The organism is Dactylosporangium sp. CA-092794 (assembly GCF_050948465.1).
Classification (GTDB): Bacteria; Actinomycetota; Actinomycetes; order Mycobacteriales; family Micromonosporaceae; genus Dactylosporangium.
The window spans coordinates 10,099,189-10,117,641 of the sequence record NZ_CP192044.1; the positions used below are offsets into that span (position 1 = coordinate 10,099,189).

The 18,453-nt window shown below is 71.9% G+C and carries 16 protein-coding genes; 2 read left to right on the forward strand and 14 right to left on the reverse strand.

Annotation, left to right across the window (positions count from 1 at the left end):
- Positions 1-6 precede the first annotated feature (6 nt).
- Complete coding sequence (locus tag ACQPXD_RS43310) at positions 7-972, reverse strand: TIGR03619 family F420-dependent LLM class oxidoreductase (RefSeq protein ID WP_432828732.1); 966 nt, start codon at positions 970-972, stop codon at positions 7-9.
- Positions 973-1,040: 68 nt separating this feature from the next.
- Between ACQPXD_RS43310 and ACQPXD_RS43315 the strand changes: the two genes are divergently transcribed.
- A complete protein-coding gene (locus ACQPXD_RS43315; RefSeq protein WP_432828734.1) occupies positions 1,041-1,628 on the forward strand; it encodes a TetR/AcrR family transcriptional regulator in 588 nt (195 codons plus the stop codon).
- A 248-nt stretch (positions 1,629-1,876) separates the two neighbouring features.
- On the opposite strand, the gene ACQPXD_RS43320 is transcribed toward ACQPXD_RS43315, so the two are convergent.
- Positions 1,877-2,071, reverse strand: a complete 195-nt coding sequence (locus ACQPXD_RS43320; protein WP_432828736.1) for a hypothetical protein — start codon at positions 2,069-2,071, stop codon at positions 1,877-1,879.
- Between the two features lie 506 nt (positions 2,072-2,577).
- Here ACQPXD_RS43320 and ACQPXD_RS43325 point away from each other — a divergent pair.
- Positions 2,578-4,413, forward strand: coding sequence for a BTAD domain-containing putative transcriptional regulator (locus ACQPXD_RS43325; protein WP_432828738.1), 1,836 nt, complete (start codon positions 2,578-2,580; stop codon positions 4,411-4,413).
- 4 nt (positions 4,414-4,417) lie between these two features.
- Here the strand turns inward: ACQPXD_RS43325 and ACQPXD_RS43330 are convergent, their stop codons facing one another.
- From ACQPXD_RS43330 to ACQPXD_RS43385, 12 genes are read right to left on the reverse strand one after another with little or no spacing between them, the layout of a single operon-like run.
- Positions 4,418-6,988, reverse strand: a complete 2,571-nt coding sequence (locus tag ACQPXD_RS43330; RefSeq protein ID WP_432828740.1) for a hypothetical protein — start codon at positions 6,986-6,988, stop codon at positions 4,418-4,420.
- The gene (locus ACQPXD_RS43335) at positions 6,985-9,069 is read right to left on the reverse strand and encodes a hypothetical protein (RefSeq protein WP_432828742.1); all 2,085 of its coding nucleotides are present in this window, start codon (positions 9,067-9,069) and stop codon (positions 6,985-6,987) included. Before ACQPXD_RS43335 ends, ACQPXD_RS43330 begins: the two co-directional genes overlap by 4 nt.
- Positions 9,070-9,088: 19 nt before the next feature.
- A complete protein-coding gene (locus ACQPXD_RS43340) occupies positions 9,089-9,739 on the reverse strand; it encodes a hypothetical protein (RefSeq protein WP_432828744.1) in 651 nt (216 codons plus the stop codon).
- Between the two features lie 11 nt (positions 9,740-9,750).
- Positions 9,751-10,395, reverse strand: coding sequence for a hypothetical protein (locus tag ACQPXD_RS43345; RefSeq protein ID WP_432828746.1), 645 nt, complete (start codon positions 10,393-10,395; stop codon positions 9,751-9,753).
- 13 nt (positions 10,396-10,408) lie between these two features.
- Complete coding sequence (locus tag ACQPXD_RS43350; RefSeq protein ID WP_432828748.1) at positions 10,409-11,038, reverse strand: hypothetical protein; 630 nt, start codon at positions 11,036-11,038, stop codon at positions 10,409-10,411.
- Between the two features lie 27 nt (positions 11,039-11,065).
- Positions 11,066-11,731 (reverse strand): hypothetical protein, encoded by a 666-nt coding sequence (locus ACQPXD_RS43355; RefSeq protein WP_432828750.1) that lies wholly within the window; start codon positions 11,729-11,731, stop codon positions 11,066-11,068.
- A 13-nt stretch (positions 11,732-11,744) separates the two neighbouring features.
- On the reverse strand, positions 11,745-12,398 hold the full coding sequence (locus tag ACQPXD_RS43360) for a hypothetical protein (RefSeq protein WP_432828752.1): 654 nt from the start codon (positions 12,396-12,398) through the stop codon (positions 11,745-11,747).
- 14 nt (positions 12,399-12,412) lie between these two features.
- Entirely contained in the window at positions 12,413-13,036 is a 624-nt protein-coding gene (locus ACQPXD_RS43365; RefSeq protein ID WP_432828754.1) for a hypothetical protein, read from the reverse strand.
- Positions 13,029-16,382, reverse strand: coding sequence for a LamG-like jellyroll fold domain-containing protein (locus tag ACQPXD_RS43370; RefSeq protein WP_432828756.1), 3,354 nt, complete (start codon positions 16,380-16,382; stop codon positions 13,029-13,031). Before ACQPXD_RS43370 ends, ACQPXD_RS43365 begins: the two co-directional genes overlap by 8 nt.
- The gene (locus tag ACQPXD_RS43375) at positions 16,379-17,680 is read right to left on the reverse strand and encodes a baseplate J/gp47 family protein (RefSeq protein ID WP_432828758.1); all 1,302 of its coding nucleotides are present in this window, start codon (positions 17,678-17,680) and stop codon (positions 16,379-16,381) included. The genes ACQPXD_RS43370 and ACQPXD_RS43375 overlap by 4 nt, the downstream gene beginning before the upstream one ends.
- 5 nt (positions 17,681-17,685) lie before the next feature.
- Positions 17,686-18,120: a hypothetical protein gene (locus ACQPXD_RS43380; RefSeq protein ID WP_432828760.1), complete on the reverse strand. Its 435-nt coding sequence runs from the start codon at positions 18,118-18,120 to the stop codon at positions 17,686-17,688.
- Positions 18,117-18,446: a hypothetical protein gene (locus ACQPXD_RS43385; RefSeq protein WP_432828762.1), complete on the reverse strand. Its 330-nt coding sequence runs from the start codon at positions 18,444-18,446 to the stop codon at positions 18,117-18,119. The genes ACQPXD_RS43380 and ACQPXD_RS43385 overlap by 4 nt, the downstream gene beginning before the upstream one ends.
- Positions 18,447-18,453 lie beyond the last annotated feature (7 nt).

An 18,453-nucleotide genomic window follows, 5' to 3' on the forward strand; every position in this document is an offset into this window, starting at 1 on the left:
TCCGGGTTACAGCTTGGCGGCGTGGAACTCGGCGTGGAACTCGGCCATCCGGTCGAAGTACTCGCCGCGGCCGGCGGTGACGTATGGGATGGTGACGTAGGCATGACCGACGCCGCCCTCAGCCAGTTGGGCCATGTCCTCGACGATCTGGGCGGCGCTGCCGGTGAAGGGCGCCCGGCCGGCGGCCGGCGCTTCGATCAGCGGCGCGGACAGGCCGACCTGGACCACACAGCCCAGTTCCTGGGGGTCGCGTCCTTCGATGGCGGCGAGTTCGCGGATCCGGGCGAGTCCGGCGACCGTCTGCTCGGGTGTGATGCCGGTCGGCAGCCAGCCGTCGGCGCGCCGGGCGATCCGCCGGAACGCCTTGCCGGTCGTTCCGGCCAGGTAGACCGGCAGCTTGCGGGCGGGTTTGGGATTCACGTCCGCCCGGGCGATCCGGTATCGGCCGGTGTCCACGGTGACCGGGTCCGGTCCCCATACGGCGGCGGCGACGTCGAGGAACTCGTCGAGGGCGGCACCGCGCTCGGCGAACGGCCGCGGCGCCGCGGCGTCGAACTCGTCGATCGACCAGCCGGAACCGAGACCGGCCACGACCCGGCCGCCGCTGATCGCGTCGAGACTGGCCAGCGATTTGGCCAGGCGGAGCGGAAGGTGGACACCGGGGACCAGCACGCCGGTGCCCAGTTCGACCCGGCTGGTCACCGCGGCCGCGGCCGTCAGGGTGATCAGCGGATAGGCGATGATGCCGTACACCGGGGGCCAGGGCAGGTCGGGGATGCCGTAGGCGCCGTGCGGGCCGCTCTGGTCGTGCGGCTTGAGGATCCGCTCGGTCGTCCACACGCTGTCGTATCCGATCCGCTCCGCGGCCCGCGCCGCGTCGACCACATCGGTGGTCAGGTCGTAGTCGGTGCCCTGAGGCAGGCTGACGCCCAGTTTCATCGAGACGATGAACCCTTCTGTGTTTGCTGGCATTTCGACATGGAATAGATGACTCTCTCTAGAGAGACGACTCTAGAGGGCGCGTTCGGTATCTTCAACCCATGCCGCGCCTCGTCCACGACACGTCGGCGATTCTCGACGCGGCGGCACGACTGCTCACGGCGGGGAGCGCGGACGCCATCACCATCGCCAGCGTGATGCGGGAAGCGGGGGTGTCCAGTGGCTCCGTGTACCACCGCTTCCCCAACCGCGCGGCACTGCTCGCCGCCGTCTGGAACCGGGCTGCGCAGCGCTTCCACACCGAGCTGTATCCGTTGTTCGCCGATGAACCGGTGGCCGCGGCGGCCGCGCTCGGGCGCCGGACCGTGTCCTGGTGCCGCGCCAACCCGGCCGACGCCCGGGTGCTGCTGGCCGGCCTCGGCTCCTTCGAGCCCGCCGCGTGGCCCGCGGAGAGTCGACGTTGGCGGGAGGCCGACCAGGCGCGCTGGGAGCAGCGCATCCGCCGCCTGGTGACCGACCTCAAGACCGCGACCGGGCTCCAGACAGCGGAAGTGCTCCTCATCGTCGTCGACCTGCCCTACGCCGCTGTACGCCGGTACCTCAGCGTCAACCGGGAAATCCCGGCAACCCTCGAAGGCACCGTCGAGCGCCTCATCCAGTCGCAGCTCACGCCGGCCCCGCCACAATGAGCTCGCCGCGCCGGCCGCTTCGCGATCATGTCCCAGACGGCGGGCGCTGCACCCGCGCAGCGCGGTGCAGGGACCGGAAGTCTCCGTGATCATGCACAGCCCGGCGTCGACACCAACGGTTTTTCATGATCACGGAGTGCTGATGTACCCCCGTGTACCGAAAGTCTCCGGGATCATGGCAAACCCGGGGTGCGGACACCGCGGGCATCATGATCACGGAGACATACGTCCGGCCCGGCCGCGGCTGCTCAGCCGCGGGCGGTGCAGGTGGCGGCGTGATCGGTGAGCCACTCCAGTGCGGACGCGATGGCGGGGGCGTCCGCGTCGAGGCCGCAACCGGTGCAGCGTTTGGTGAGGTACCCGGAGAGGTTCATCTCGATCCACGCCTGCGCGCCGCCAGCGGTCGTGACGACGTCCGACACGATCTCCCGATACTCTTCCATGCCGCCATCGTGCCGCCGGCCGTGAGCCGTTGCCGCGCCGAAGTCCCGGCGGCGTGTGTGCCGGCCCGGCCCAATCACCCGACGAATAGCCCGCCGCCGCTACGACCGCAACCGGCAGTGCCCAAGACGTCACACCGCCACTACCCGGCCATGACCGAGCCGGGCATCGACGTACGAGCGGGGCCTTCAGATGCATAGAGATCGGTCGGATTCACTACATCGCAGCGGATAAGGCGGTGTATATCCTCAAGGCGCGGGGGGATGCGTCGGGTTGATGACCCAGGTGGTGACCGCGTGCTCGGCGGTTGCGCCGTCAGGCTCGCCGGGCTGCGGCCGGTCCACTATGGGGTACACAAGGCCGGCCCGTTCTCCCGGTCCGCGGTGTGGCCCGGCACGGCCGGCCCGGAAGTCCACTATGGACACTTCCGGATGCCGGCCAGGCGGAGATCCCGTGGGCGAGCTGGAACGCGGTACCACCCCAACCCCGAACGCAGGCGGAGCAGCCGGTGACTGACTGGGTCAAGTCCGATATGGATCGTCGATCGGTGCGGTTCGGAGTGCTGGGCCCGCTCACCCTCGCCCTCGACGGTGAGCCGGCCCACATCGGCGGACCGCAGGTGCGCATCGTGCTGGCCCGGCTGCTGGTCGACGCCCCGCACCGGGTGAGCGTGTCCGCCCTCGTCGACGAGCTGTGGGCGCACTTCCCGCCGGCCGACGCCGACCGGACCGCCCGCACCTACGTTTCCCGCCTGCGCCGCACATTGCGCAAGGCCGCGCCCCCCGACGTGGAGGACCTGCTGGTTACTCTCCCCGGCGGGTACGAACTGCGGGCCGGCACCGGCGCGGTGGACGCGGCCCGGTTCGAGGAGCTGGCCGCGGCCGGACACCGCGCCCTCGACCAGGGTGCGCCCGCAGTGGCCGTCCGCCTGCTCGGCGAGGCCCTCGCCCTGTGGCGCGGCGACGCCTACGCCGAGTTCGCCGACTCCCCGACCCTGCTGGCCGAAGGGACCCGGCTGGACCGGCTGCGCCTGGCCGCCGTCGAGGATCACATGTCGGCGCTGCTCGCCACCGGCTCCGACGAGGTCGCGGTGGACAACCTCGAAGCGCTCGCACGGGCCTACCCGCTGCGGGAACGCCTGTGGGGCCAGCTGATGACCGCGCTCTACCGCTCCGGCCGCCAGGCCGAGGCGCTGGCCGCCTTCCGCGACGCCCGCGCCGCCCTCATCGACGGGCACGGGGTGGAGCCGTCCCCGGACCTCATCGACATCCATCGCAAGATCCTCAACCACGACCCGTCGCTCACCCGCCCGGTCCGGGTCGTGAACCTCGCCGCACCCGTACCCGTTCCGGCCCAACTGCCCGGGGCGGTGCACGACTTCGTCGGCCGGCGGCGGGAGCTGTCCGATCTGGACGGTCTGCTCGATCACCGCGCCGGCGGAGCCGTCGTCGCCGCCCTCAGCGGCACGGCCGGGGTCGGCAAGACCGCGCTCGCCCTGCGCTGGGCCCACCGGGCGGTCGACCAGTTCCCCGACGGTCAGCTCTACGTCGACCTGCGCGGCTTCGCCCCGGCCGGTGCCGTGCTCGACCCCGCCGCCGCGCTGCACTGGTTCCTGGAGGCATTCGGGATTCCGGCGGAGCGGATACCGTCCGATGTGGAGGCTCGGGCCGCGCTCTACCGGACCGTGCTCGCCGGCAAACGGGTCCTCGTCGTCATCGACAACGCACGCGACTCCGACCACGCCCGCCCGTTGCTGCCTGGATCGGCCGGCGCGGTCGCCGTCGTCACCAGCCGCTCCAGCCTGGCCGGCCTGGTCGCCACCGGGGCCCGCCGCCGCGTCCTCGGCGCGCTCAGCCGGGACGAGGCCCGCGAGCTGCTGGCCCGCCGGCTCGGCGCCGAGCGGGTCGCCGTCGAGGCCGCCGCCGCCGAGGCGGTCATCGCCCGCTGCGCGCGGCTGCCGCTCGCCCTGGCCATCGCCTCCTCCCGCACCGACGCCACCCTGACCCAGCTCGCCGCGTCCTTCCAGGACAGCGCGCCGGACCCGTTCGAGGTGCCCGACGACGCCACCGGCATCACCGGCGCCTTCTCCTGGTCGTGCGACGCGCTGAGCGAGCCGGCCGCCCGCCTGTTGCGGGTGCTGGGGTACCAGTCAGACCCGCGGCTCACCGAGACGCTGGCCGCCTACCTGCTCGGGGTGGCCCGGCCACAGGCGCGGGCCGCCATCGAGGAGCTGGTCGAGGCCAACCTGCTGGCCGAAGAGCGCCCCGGCTACTACGCCTGCCACGACCTGCTGCGCCAGTACGCCGCCACCTGCAGCCTCGGCGGGTCCCGGTCCGCCGAGTGACCTGCTACTCCGGCTGCACCACCACTCCGTCGTATGCGATGAACTTCCCGCCCTGCCACTCGTACACGATCCGCCGGCCGCCCCGCGACATCTCCCGCATGAAGCCCATGCAGCGCGAGCACGGGTCGAACGTGCCGCCGATCTGCAACGTCTCGCCCGGCCGCAACTCCGCTTCCAGGACCGCTTGCCGCTCGGTGTGCTTGTACCAGTTCGCCTCCCGCCATTGACTCGTGGGGAGCGCCTCGGCCTCCGGGATCTCGGTCTCGCTGGTGTACCGCGCGATCGGACGCGCCTGCTCGCCCCGCCCGATCGGGCGCAGCCCGCCGTCCCGGCCGACGACCTTCGCCGTCGCCTCGTGGCGCAGCCAGTGCCGGTCCTTCGAGTACTTCTCCAGCTCCTTCACCTGCTTCTCGGCCCGCTTGCCGGCCTTCTGGGCGAGCTCGCGCTCCTCGCGCACCCGGCGGGCCAGCCCGTCGCTGCTCTGCCGGACCTGCGCATCGAGCTCCTCGGAGCTCATCCGGCGGTACCGGGCCTCCAGCTCGGCCACCGCGTCCGGGTGCTGTTTCGCCAGCTGCCGCACCTCGTCCAGCGACATCGCCTCCAGCCTGGCGATCGACGGACTGCCGTTGGTCAGCACGAGTTGCTCCACCTCCGCCAGCGTCCGGCCCGGGGTCTGCACCCACGCGTCGAGCAGGTCGGCCAGGCGGCTGTCGGTCAGGTAGGCGGCGCGGGCGGCCTCGTTGAGCCGGACCACCGCGGCGCGTGCCTGGCCGAACGCGTCGCGCAACACCGCCGCCTCGCCCGCGGACAGCTCGCCCTCGGCGATCAGCCGGTCGGCCTGCAGCTGGGCCACGAAGCGATCGAGGGTGGTGACACCGCGCCGGTCGGCCACCCAGACCAGCCGCACCATCTTGGCCAGCCCCTCCGGCGCGCCGGCGTCGAACGCGGTGAGCGCGTCGACCGTCCGTGCCGCCACCGACGCGCCTTGCCGGGCCTCCACCCGGGCCGCGGGGACGATCGCGGCCACGATGTCCTCCGGCACGCCCTGCTCTACCAACGCCTTCGTCAGCGTCTCGACCTTGTTGGGGGCCTTCGACGTGTTGAACGTCCTGATCGCCTCGCGGACATCCTTGGTGAGGGCCGCGTCCAGCCTGGCCAGCGTCCCGCCCACGGCCCCCAGGTCGATCAGGGCGCCGATCGCGGCCACGATCACCCAGGCGATCGACGGGTCGGCGGCGATCATCCGGGCCTGGTACGCCGCATGCATGCGGCTGTACTCCGCGTAGGCGTCGATCGCCTGGTAGGTGCCGAGGCCGGCGACGGCGGCGGCGCCGAGGACGGCCACCAGGCCGGTGCCGGCGGTGGCGAAGGCGATCGCCAGGGTCAGCACCGCCAAGGCGATCTGCTTGACGGCGTTCTGCATGTGGTACCGCGCGATGCGGTCCTCGATGATCCGGCGGTAGATACTCCCGTCGGCCAGGCCGAGCCGTTTCGCCGCCACCTCGATCAGGTCGGGCAGCTGGTAGACGAAGGCGTGGTCGTTGACGAGGTGGCCCCGCGTTTCGGCGACGCTCTTGCGGTGCTCAGCGATGTAGTCGCGGATCAGGCCCGGGACATCGTTCCAGGCGGCGCGGGCCAGCGCGGCCCGGTCGAAGTCCTCGGCCGCCACCACCTTGCTCCTGGCCACATTGTTGATCAGGATGTCGGCGGCGGTGCGCATCGCCTTGGCCTGCTCGCGCAGCTGGTCGCCGATGGTCTTGTGCGGTGCCGGTCGCTCACCCGGCTTGAGGCGCTGGTGGAGGGGCAGCGGTCCGGTCAGCGACACGTCGTGGAAGGGCGCCGCCCGCTCGTCATGCTCGGCCCGCTCGTAGAGCACCGCCGCGCCCGGCCCGACCTCGGCGAAGCCGGCGCTCGCGCCCGGCTGTCCCCACCGGGCGAATTCCTCGTTGAGGAACTGCTCGTACTGGTGGAGCAGCTCGAGCCCGGCCTTGACCGCCTCGCGTTCGAACGCGGTGAGAAAACGACGGAGCAGAGCCTCGAACTCGTCGGACGTCATGATCGCGTTTTCCGCGAGCGCCGCCTGGAAGTCGGCGGCCACGCCGCGGGGCTCCGCCGGCCCGTAGGCATGGACGTTGAAGTCGACCTTCGCCGGCGCGAGCTGGGCCTCCAGCCTGGTGCGCCGGCTGCGCCACGCCTTGTAGCGGTCGAAGAGGTGCTCCAGCCCGAACAGATCGATCTTCGCCTGCTCCAGGTCGATCTCGTCCCGGTTGGGACTACCGAGGGGAGCGCCGCTCGCGCGGGCGGGGCGGTTCTGCGGGATCCCGGTGGGCTCGCCCTGGTTGTCGTAGCTGGGCACCGAGTACGTGTCGTCGGAGTCCCGCTCCCGAGCCCGGCTCCACATCTCCCGGGCCACCGGCCGAGCGGCGACGGCCATCGCCACGTCGCCCGGGGCCGCGTTGCCCACGGCCTGGGCCACGGCCCGCACCAGGGCCGCGGTCACCACACTGCGGGTGTCGGCCGGCAGGTCACCCCGAATATCCACATCGGACGGCAGATGGTAGTTCCGGCGCGTCATGGTTGCTTCACCCAGTAGAACTCGGCCCGCCACTCGTGGTGGAACTGTGGATCGGGATCCTCACCGTGCGCCGTCTCGAGGATGATCGTGTGCTGCGAATCCACATAGGACATGTGGCTGCGGATGACGTATTCCGGCTTGGCGAGGTCGCCCAGATACCAGGCGTCCGGCAACCCGACGGCGACGAGCGGGCCGAGCGTGAAGAGGCGGTTCTCGACCGTGCTCCATCCGACATACGCGTCCGGCATCATCGGTCGCCGCTCCAGCTGCATGATGCGCCCCATCCCGTACCGCTGCGCCTGCGCCGGGTCACCACCCAGGTGGCGCATCGCGACCGGACGGAACGTCGTGATCATCGCCGGCGGTCGAGGGAGCAGCGTACGGCGGCGGTAGGCCAGCTTGAAGCCGGTGCGGGCCCGGATGCCGGGGCGGTTCTCGTACTCGTACCAGGCGCCGCGGTGCGAGTCCGGCGCGTAGTCGGCGTTGAAGGCCGGCTGTGGCTTGTCGTCAACCTTGTCCGGGTGGTACGGCGCGGCGCTCAGCACCCACATGTCGCGGAACGTTTGCGTGTCGCCGGCGTCGTGGACACCGGTGATCTCGTTGGCGAGGTTGACCGACGCGGGCACCTCCCATACTTCGACGATCGTGACGGCCAGCCCCTCGTTCAGCAACCGGGCGACCTGCTCCCGGTAGAGCTTGTCGAAGGCCTCCTGGGCCTGCTCGTTCTGCAGCTCCTCCCCGTGGCGGAAGAGGGCGCTGTTGATCATCTGTGCCGCACCTTCGACGCCGCCGCGCGCGCTGTCCGGCGGGGCCTCGATCGGTCCGGCCGCTAGGCCGCGGCCCTCGACGGTCAGCCGGGCCGGTGGCTCCACCGGCGGCGCGGCAGCGGATCGGGCCACCTCGGCCGCGGCGGTGGTCTCGGCCGGACGGACCGGCGCCGGACGGACCGGCGCGGGCGGGGCGACCGGCTCGCTCACCGCCGGCGGGCCGGCCGGAGCCGGGCGCGCCGCCGGCTCAGCGGACGGAGCGGCCGAAGCCGGACGCGCCGCGGCCGCGACGGACGGAGCGGCCGGAACACGGGGCGCTGCCGCCTCAGCGGGCGGGGCAGCCGGAACTGGACGCGCCGCGGCATCGGCGGACGGAGCGGCCGAAGCCGCGCGCGCCGCCGCTTCAGCGGGCGGGCCGGCCGGAGCTGGACGCGCTGCGGCATCGGCGGGCGGGGCGGCCGGTTCCGCCGTCGCCGGTCCGGCGCCGCGCCGCCGGCCGGCCGGCGCCTCGGGCGGGCGGGGCGTCGCGGCCGCTGGCCGGGGTGGCCGGGGCGGGCGGGGTACCACCACCGGGTCGAGGACCTCCCGCACGCTGTACCGGGCCCGGACCGTGCCGTCCGGGTTGCGCTGCACCACCCACTCCGAGCAGTCCAGGCACAGCCGGCGGGAGACGACCATGCCGTCGATCACAGCGTCGTTGGCGTCGGCCGCGTCCTCCATCAGCTGCTCGGCGTCGTTGGGCGCACCGGCCGCGCCCCGGCCCGAGGCACGTCCCCGCGCCACCCAGGGGGTGATGGCGAGTTCGTCGCCCACCGCCCGCATCGCCTTGGAGATGCGGTTGTTGTTGACGGTGAACACCAGCCGCGGATCGCCGTCGATGGTCACCGCGCCGATGGCGAGCGTGCCGTTGCGCTTGAGTGCGATCCGCTCGTTCAGCGGCAGCCGCTCGTAGAACTGGCGCAGCTTCGACTCGAGAAAGGTCATCGCGTCGGGGTGCAGCGGCCGCTCCGGCGGCAGCGGGCCACCCGGTCCGCCCGGGCCGCCACCGGCGACCGGTACCACCACCGGGTCGCCGTCCTTCTGGTAGGACGGCACCGAGTAGCCGTCACCGGTCTGGCGCCGCGGATCGTACGCCTCGCGGAGCTCGACCGGGCCGGCGGCGGTCACGCCGTATCGGTCGGCCAGCGCGCGCTCGGCCTCGGCCAGCCGTGCGGTGACCGCCCGCACCACGGCCCGGCCGGCGGCGGCGAGCTGGTCGTCGGACGGTCTGCCCACGATCCGCAGGGTCACCGGCACGTAACAGTTGATCCGCATGTTGGTCCGCATAGAGGCCTCAGGAGAGCGTGTAGTTGATCTGCACCGTGGAGACGCTCGTCCCGTTGGGGTCGCCGACGAACGTCGAGAGATAGAACACGAAGTACCGGAAGGCGTTTTGATTCACCGTGGCGAAGGCGGCGTTGACCGGGACCGTCAGGTCATACGGGTTGGTGAACCCGGGCGTGTTCTGCGCGACGACGGCCAGTGTGTCGGATGCCTTCGTGACATCGACCAGCGACGCTCGGCCGAGCGTGACGGAGAAGTCATGCGGGCCCCCGAATCGTCCTACCGCGCGAAACGAGGTGACCCGGGCGCCCTGCGGCAGATCCACCCCCATCACGCCGGCCCCGCCACCCGAGCCGCCCCTCGGGTGCGCCTCGCCGTTGACGTCGTAGAAGATGCCGTTGCCGCCGCTGAACCCCGGCAGTGAGACGAGCGTCACCGGGAGAACGAGCTGCTGATCGCCCGTGCCGACCGGGACCGTGCCGTTCCTGATCTGGTCCAGAGCTTTGTCGATCTGCGCGACCACTGTGGACAGTTGTTGCAGGTCGCTCTCGATCGCGTGGAGCCGGACATTGAATCCCTTCGGGCCACCGGCCACGATCCGGTCGACGTTGTCGACCCAGTCGGTGTGCTGGAATGTCGGGTCGTAGCGGATGTCGGTCACGGCGGTACCTTCTAGGTAGTCTGCAGATTGATCGCGACGGAGTTGATGATCATGATTTCGTTGCCCAGATCGGTCTGGACGGAAAACGTCAGGGTGACGAAGTAGCGGAACGCGGTGCGATCAACCACGGCGAGGTCCGGGGCGACCGGTGCGGCGGCGTCCACGACGAAGCCCGTGGTGTTGATGGTGGCCAGCGCCTGGGCGCTCGCGGGCGGTGCGGCGAGGCGGATGGGGCCCCGGGAGAGCGTCAGCGTGAAGGCCGTGATGTCGGACGAGAAGTGCAGCATGAACGACTGCACCCGCACCGAGGCGAGGCGCGCACCGTGGGGCAGGTCCAGGTTGACCAGCCCCCGAAACTGGGTGATGTCCGAGCTGGACGCCTTCGTCCCGCCCCGCGCGTCGAAGAACCATGCCTGGTCGGAGTCCATCGCCCCGGGCATCGGCGTAAACGTTATCTGCTGGGCCTGGCTCGTGGCCGGGCCGAGCTGACCGAGCTCGGTGTTGATCCGGCCGATCACGGCCGACGCCTGCCGAAGGTCGCTCTCGATGGCGTGCAGGCGGGCGTTGAGACCGCCCGGGCCTCCGGCCTCGACCCGGTCGACGCCGCCGAGCCAGTCCGCGTGGACGAACGACGGTGTGTAGCTGAGGTCGGTCATGTGAGCCTCGGTCTCAACGAAGGAAATAGGCGATCTGGAGCGAGCCGATCGTCACCAGCGGTCCCGCGGGCGCGGCCGTGGTGGCGGTGATGAAGTACCGGAAGGTCGACAGGTCCACCAGCGTGCGGGCGGGGTCGACGGCGGCGGTCTTGTCGTAGGTGGTGGCATCGCCGGTGACCGACGCCAGCACATCCGGCGTCCCGAGGGTTCCGGTCGCGCGAGAGAGCGTGATGGTGACCGTGGTACCGGTCGCCTGCCCGATGGCCCGCAGCGAGATCAGCCGGCACCGGTCCGGCAGAATCGGATCCAGCACGCCCTGAGGCTGGGCCGGCGGCGGGATCGCGCCGGAGAAGGAGCCGACGGCCTGGGCGGCTCCGGTCGCGTTGATGAACCACGCCGGGCTGGACTCCGGCCGCGCGAAGAGCGGGGCGAGGGTCAGCACGAGTGGCGGCCCCGGCGGGTTCGCCACGAGGTCGTCGATCGACGCCCCGATCTGGCCGACCACGGTGGACAGCTGCAGCAGGTCATTGTTGATGGCCCGGAAGCGGCCGTTGAACCCGGTCGTCCCGTCCGCCGCGACCCGGTCGACATCGTCGACCCAGTCGGTGTGCTGGAACGTCGGCGTGTACTTGATGTTGCCCATGGGCGGAACCCTCCTCTGCTCGGCCGCTCAGACCGCGACGAACCCGACCTGGATGCCGGCGATGCTCATCGTGGCGGGATCCGCGCCGATCGCGCCGCTGGCCGAGACGAAGTACCGGAACGCGTTCAGGTCGACCGTCGCCACGGTCCGGTTGGCCGGCGACGTGAGATCGAACGGGCCCGCCGGCGCGGTGACCAGCTGGCTCACGGGCACGAGCGCGATGGTGTCGCCGGGGCTGGTGACGTCCGTGAGGGGCGAGCGGGCCACGGACACCGTGAGGCTTCCCGGCGCGCCGAACGGGTAGCGTCCGGTCACCCGCAGCGACGTGATCCGGGTCCGTTCGGGCAGGGTCAGCGCGAACACGGCGGTGTCGGGCACGGTGCCCCGGGTGAAGTGGAGTTCGCCGGCGGTGTCGATGAACGGGAACCCCTGGCGGAGCGCCGGTCCACCGGTGAAGAACGGGACCAGCGGCACGGCCACGCGCTGCTCGCCCGGGGGTGGCACCGGGACGGCGGCCTTGATCTCGTCGAGGGCCGAGTCGAGCGCGACGACCACGGTGGACAGTTGGTGCAGGTCGTCCTGGATCGCGTTGAGCCGCACGTTGAACCCGGTGGGGCCGCCGGCCACGATCCGGTCGACGTTGTCGATCCAGTCGGTGTGCCGGAACGTCGGCGTGTAGTGGATGTCGCTCACTCCAGCTCTCCCTCTACGCGGACCGGAAGTCGAACTCGATGGCGTTGATGTTCGCGGTGGAACCCGCGACGGTGCTGGTGAACGTCGCCGACAGGAAGTACCGGAAGGCGGCCAGGTCGACCAGCGCCAGGTCGGCCGCGACCGGAATGGTCACGTCCATCGGCCCCCGGGTCGTCACGGTCGTGCTGGCCAGCGGCTCCGGGCTGGGCTGGGCGGCGGGCACGAACGGGGCCCGCAGCAGGGTCACCGCGAGGCTGAGGCCGTCCTGCCCGTTGCTGTTCTGCAGCAGTCCGCGGATCCGCAAGGTGATGAGTCGCACCCGGTCGGGCGGAGCGATCGAGGCGATGCCTTCGGGGTGCGCGGACGGGCTGGCGTTGCCGGCCGGCGCGCCGTTCGCGTCGGTGTTCCACTGCAGGGCCGTGGTCGAGCCGGACGGCAGGAAGCGCGGGACGAGCGCGATCCGCCGCACCAGCGCCGCCGGCTGCGGCAGCGCGATCTGCCCGATCTCATTGTTGATCTGGTCGACCACGGCCCCTACGCGGTGCAGGTCGTCCTGGATCGCACGCATCCGCGCGTTGAGGCCGCGCGGACCACCGGGCACCACCCGGTCGACGTTGTCGATCCAGTCGGTGTGGACGAATGTCGGCGTGTAGCTCAGGTCGGACACAGCGGTCTCCCGGATCAGATGGGGATGTAGGCGACCTGGAGCCCGCCCAGCGACAGGGCCCGTTGGGTCACCACCCCGGACGTGGTGGCGGTGATGAAGTAACGGAAGGTGGAAAGGTCGACCACCGCCCGGCTGGAGTCCACCGTGACCGTCTTGTCGAACGGATCGGTATCGCCGACGATCGACGCCAGCGGCGGGTCCGGATTGGACGCGCCGAATGCGAGCCGGACCAGGTTGATGCCGATCGTCAGGTTCGTCGCCTGCCCGACGGCGCGCAGCGAGACGAGCCGGACGCCGTCGGTCAGTGGCAGAGCGAGGTTGCCGGCCGTCGGCGCGCCGGCCGGGTCGGCAACTGCCTGGGCACCGGCGCCGCTGGTGATGGTCCACGGGATCGTCCCGACCGCGCCCCGGACGAGCAGCGGGGCCAAGGTCAGGCGCTGCACGGGCAAGGGCGGGTTGGCCGCGATGGCGTCGAGCGACGCGCCCACCCGGCCGACCACGGTGGACATCTGCCGCAGGTCGCTGCCGATCGCGCGGAACCGCACGTTGAAGCCGTTCGGCCCGGCTGCCTCCACCCGGTCCACGTCGTCCACCCAGTCGCGGTGCTCGAACGTGGGCGCGAAGCTGATGTCACCCACTGGTGCCTCCCTTTCCCGCCCGCGGCAGCGGCCGGCGCACCCGGAACTTCGGGAAGGTGAACTCGGGGTTGGCCTGCCGCAGATCGCCCCGGATCTCGACCACATGGCTGCGGATGGCCGCCGTGTTCACCTCGACGCTGATCGGGTGGAGCGTGTTGAGGATGTTCATGATGAGGTCGTACTGGTCCTTGGAGATGCTGGTCGTCGCCACGTCCAACTCGGGGCGCAACCGCACCTGGAATGTGTACGGGAACTGCTCGCCACCCACCTGGTAGCTGGCCTGCACCCACGCCGTCCCGGCCGCCGTCGCGGTGACCCGCACGGTCGGCTGGGTGCTGGACGAGAGGGCGATGCCGCCCTGATCGAGAGTGCCGGACGACCAGGCGAGCCGCGGTGGTCCGCCCGGTGGCGGGCCCACCAGCGTGGTCGCCGCGACCGCGCTCGGCGCCGGGGCGGCGACCACGTCCATGGTGTCGCCCTCATCGAGTTCGATGATCGCACCCGTATCCGCAGGGGATGGGCCCCGCACCGCGACGAGCTGACCCGGAGGCTGGCGCACCTCGACGTTGTCGCCTTGGCGCGCCACGTAGCCGAAGCCCACCGCGAACGCGGCGGAAGCGAGCAGACCGGCCCCGATCGGGTGGGTCAGCAGCAACCGCCGGCCCTGCGCCGTGGCCGCGTCCCCGGCCGGGTCGACCGCGGCGAGCACGCTGAGCTGCCCGCTCCCGTTGGGGCGGCCGGCCACCTCGGTGACGAGTGCGTCGAGCAGCTCGGCCACGGCCGGCTGCATCAGGTGGTTGTTGACCGCGGCGCCGTAGTTGACGGCCGGGTTGGTGCTCTGCGCCAGGAACACCGGGTCGAAGAACGTGTCCGGCCGCTCGACCACGCTCGCCGCCACCCCGTGCGTGCCGTCGGCGGCGATGGACTGCTGGTCGGCCAGGGCGGTGAAGCCGATCCGGAACGCCCGGGTGGCCGAGACCGTGTGGCGGCCGAACGTCACGTCGGCCTTGAGCACGATCTGGCCGGCCGCCGTCACCTGTACGGTGGCCTTCTGCTGGGTCGATCCCGGTGCGCCCTCCGGCGTCACGATCGCTGCTCCCGTTCCACCGGGCACGGTGACCCAGCGGACGAACGCATCGACCGGCAGCCTCGGCGCCAGCACCGCGAGAGCCTTGTCCACGCCCTTTCCCACCTCGAAACGGCCGTCTCCGTTCTCCGGGTCGAGCAGGATCTCGAGGTAGTCGCCGAGCGCGGCCGCCGCATAGACCTGAGCCTCACTGCCCAGGCCGGGCCGGTAGCAGACGAACTCGAAGCCGGCCCGGTGAGCCAGCGCCGCCAGCCGGCCGGGCCCGACCGTGCTGTGGCCGAGCACAACCGCCCGGCCGGTGGCGCGCAGGTCGTCGGCGCGCGGGTCGAACGCCGACGCCACGAACAGCCGGCCGGGCGGGTCGGTCTCGGCCGCGGACAGGGTGACCAGCTGCGCGAGCCGGTTGGCTACCCCGATCTGCATGCGGTGCGGGTCGGGCGGCGGCTCACCGGGGCCGAGCACCCTCGGCGGCGGCGTCCCGAAGTCGATGGTGGTCTGGGTGTTGCTCAGCAGGAACGCCGGGTCGAAGCTGTCCTCCGCGGCGGCGGTCCCGACCGCCTCGGCTTCGGTGCCGTCCCGCCGCCCGGTGAAGTCGATGCACTCGCCCGGCAGCAGCGTGACCGGCCGGACGTGCACGAGCCGGGTTCCCCGCACCAGTGTGGCGTTGACGTCGTCGACGACGAGCGGGTGGTCCGTATCCGCGATCTTCCCCACGGCCTGGTTCAGTGCGGCCGCCAGGTTGGCCGGCGTGGGCAGCGACCAGCGGCGGAACAGCCGCAGCCGGCGCCGGTAGTGCTCGTCGGCCTCACCCAGCACCGGCGCGAAGTCCGGACGGACCACCGATGAGAGGCGCACTTCGTCGATGATGCCCCGGAACTGGCCGGTGGCATGACCGATGCTCAGCGGCTGCGTGCCGGAGATCGCGCCGAAGGTGCTGTCGAACCGGGCGCTTGCGTGCAGTACCCCGTTGACATAAAGAGCGACCCGTTGGCCGGTCCGGTCCAGCACACCGGCAAGGTGGGTGAAGGCGTCGGTGGGCAGGGTCGTGTCGGCGAAGACCTGCACCAGGGTGTGGCCGTCGAAGAAGGACAGCCGCACATTGCGGGCCAGGCCCCGGCCGAAGTCGCCCACCGAGAGGTCCCACCCCGCGTCGGAGGCTCCCGGAGCCGACTGGCGGATCAGGATGGAGCCCTGACCGGTCGACGCATCCGGGCGGACGAAACACTCCACGGTGGTGCTGGCCGTGCCCGGCAGATCGAAGGCCGGGCTGCTGGCGATCCGGATGGTCGCCCCGTTACCGGCGAACCCCATGGCCGTGCCGAACCGGCCGGGCCGACCGGCCTGCACCGCCCCGACGAGCACACCCGGATGCCCGGTCCGGCCCGGAAAGGCACCCGTCACGTCGAGGACCCCCGTGGCGGCGGTGGCCGCGTCCTCGTCGAGGTGGTACAGCGCGACGGTGTCGGCGTCGAACCCGTGCGGCAGCGGCGGGAAGCGCGGCACGCCGAGGTCGGAGCCGATCAGGTCGAGGCTCGGCCCGATCGCGGTCAGCAGGTGGCGCTGGGCCACGGTACGGCGGGCGTGACCGCGCAGCGCGTCCCGCTCGGCGCCGATCACCCACAGCAGCTTGGCCATCGTGCCCAGCAGCGCGGTGACACTCCACGCCCGGTCGACGCCGGCCGCGGGGGCCGGCGTGGCGCTGACCCGGGTGACGCGAACGGTGGGACTCTCCGGGACGCCGACCGCGAACGACTCGCCGGCCAGCGCGCCGTTGGGCAGGGGCAGCATCGCGGTCAGGGCCGGGCCGCCGCCCACATCCTGGTAGGTGACGGTCACCGTGGTCGGGCCCGGTATGTCGGCCTGTGCCGCGATCACGTACCGCGGCTGCGGCGCGTGCTCGAACCGGGCCGTGTACTCGGCGAAGTCGTAGGCGTCCACCATGGACACACCCGACGCGTCGGCCGGGTTCAACCGCAGGGCCTGCACGCCCGCGCCGCGCTGGAACGGGGCGGTGAGGCGCCGCCCCATCCGCGCGCCGGCGAGCCCCGAGACGAAGGCCGGATCGCCCCCCGGCGGCGGGTCGATGCCGGGCGTCACCGGCGGGATCGGATCCGGTGGCGGCGGCGGCACCGGATCGGGGCCGGGGTCGGGCAGCGGAACCGGCTGCGGGTCGGGCCCGGGGCTCGGGAACGGCGTCGGCTCCGGGGCGGGAGCCTGCGGTGCCAGCGCAACGGGCGGCGCCGGCTGGGGCGGGGTCACTGCGTCACCACCGTCAGGTCGAAGGCATCCGGACCGGCGGCGAGGACGGCCAGTTCGGTCGGGCCCATCACGAGGTTCTCGCCGACCGCCGCCTCGGCCAGCACGGTCTGCTGCGGCACGGCGCCGAAGGTGATCCGCCCGAACGCGGCCGGCGCGCGGCGCAGGTGCAGCCCCTGCACGTCGAGCACCCCGGGCTGCTCCACGAAGGCCCGCACCACCTGGGAGTAGAGCACGTCCCCGCCCAGGCGCAGCGCTCCGATGTCGGAGGCGAGTCGCTGCCGCACCGATTCGAGCAGCGCCGGTCCGTCCGAGCCGGCCTGGATCACGACGGTGGCTCGCACGCTGACCTCGATGTGGTCGGCCTCGACGATGTTCGCGTGCACGCCGATCGGGCGCACCTTGTCCACCGCCGCGGTCACCTGCTCGAAGATGCCGGTGACCGACCCGATCGTGCGCCACGGCGCGCGGAACTCGTGCGCCACCACCACGCTGAACGGGTACGGCTGCCCGACGCGGCGCTCGCTGCTGAACGCGCGCTGGTCGAAGTTGAACAGGTCGAAGATGCTCTGCGAGACGTCGACGCCGCCGAGCGGGTCGCTCAGCACCACGTCGAGCACGCCCCGCACGTTCAGCGCCGCCTGCGCCACCGAGTCGACCGTCCACAGGTTGCGTGGCACGCCGAGCAGCTTCGCCCGGTAGACGTCATCGGTCTCGGCGGCGGTGCCCCCGGTGGTAGCCGCCTTGTTGGTGACGGTCACCTTGGCGGTACCGAAGTCGGCCAGGAAGATGGCCTGATACGCCGGATCGATGCTCGCGATGGCCCCGTCCGGCACGTCGCCGCCCGGGCCGGGCACGAACGCCACCACCCCCACGTCGGCCTTGGTCGAGCCCGTGGCGAGGATCACCGGCGCCGCCGTGCCGAAGGTGACCCCGCTCGCCGTCGTGACCACGGTCCCCTCCGGCAGCACGTACTGCCGGCCGATGGCGGCGTTGGTCAGCTCGAAGTGGACGGTTCCGGCGCTGGCGAGGTTGGCCCGGGCCAGGCCCGCGTCCTCACCGAGCTGGTCGAGCGCGTCGCCGATGGCGGTCGAAACGAAGTTGCCGAAGTACAGATCCTCCAGCCGCTTCCACACCTCGCCGTCCTCGACCGCGGTCGTCTCCAGGATCTTCCGCAGCGGGCTGGTACTGGTCAGGTCGACCGAGTCGAAGACCGCCCTGGCGCGGTCGAACGACTCGCTGAGGATCACGTCCACGGGCTTGACCACGAAACCGTCGGTGGTCACTCCGAAGTCGGTCACCGCTGTCACACCTCCACGTTCACTTGCAGGGTCACCGGGGTGTCGGTCACCGTCTCCAGCTCGACCTGCACCGTCCACGCGCGACGGCGGTGGGCCGCGCGCACCACCGCGGCGGCGTTGGGATCGGCGGCGAGGCGGTCGGGGTCGTCGTCGAAGACGACCTGGCGGACCTCGCGGATCCGGGGATCCTGACCGAGCGTGCTGACCAGGTTGAGCTTGACCAGCTCGCGGACCATCCGCAGCCCGCTCGGCTCGGTGAAGACCTGCTTGAGGTTCAATCCGTAGCCGGTGTTGAACGGGTCGGAACCGAACGGCGTCAGCACCCGCAGCGTCAGGGCCTGGGTCAGGTTCGCGGTGCCCTCGACCTCCTGCAGCCGCCCGCCCACGAGCACCAGGTCACCGTCGTCGAGCCGCAACGCCCGGCCGAACGGGTCGCTCATAATGCCTCCAGCTTGGTCTGTCCGGCCGAGGTCACGGACCAGGTCCCCGGCGGCGTCGAGTTGGTGAGTCCGGTCGCGGTGTCGAGGGCCGCCGCCTCGCCCCCCACCGTCAGCTTGTGCGCCAGGCCCGCGATGATCGACGCGATCGCCAGGCACGGCTTCTGACCCAGGTTCGCGACCGTGTTCTTGCAGCCTGTGATCACCGCGTTCTGCAGCTCCGACTGGCGCACGACCGCCTGACCGTCCACGGTGAGCAGCTTGTGGCCGGCGGTGAAGGTGAACGTGCCGCTGTGCGAGCAGATCACGCTCGAGCCGACGGTGAGCACGGCGGGC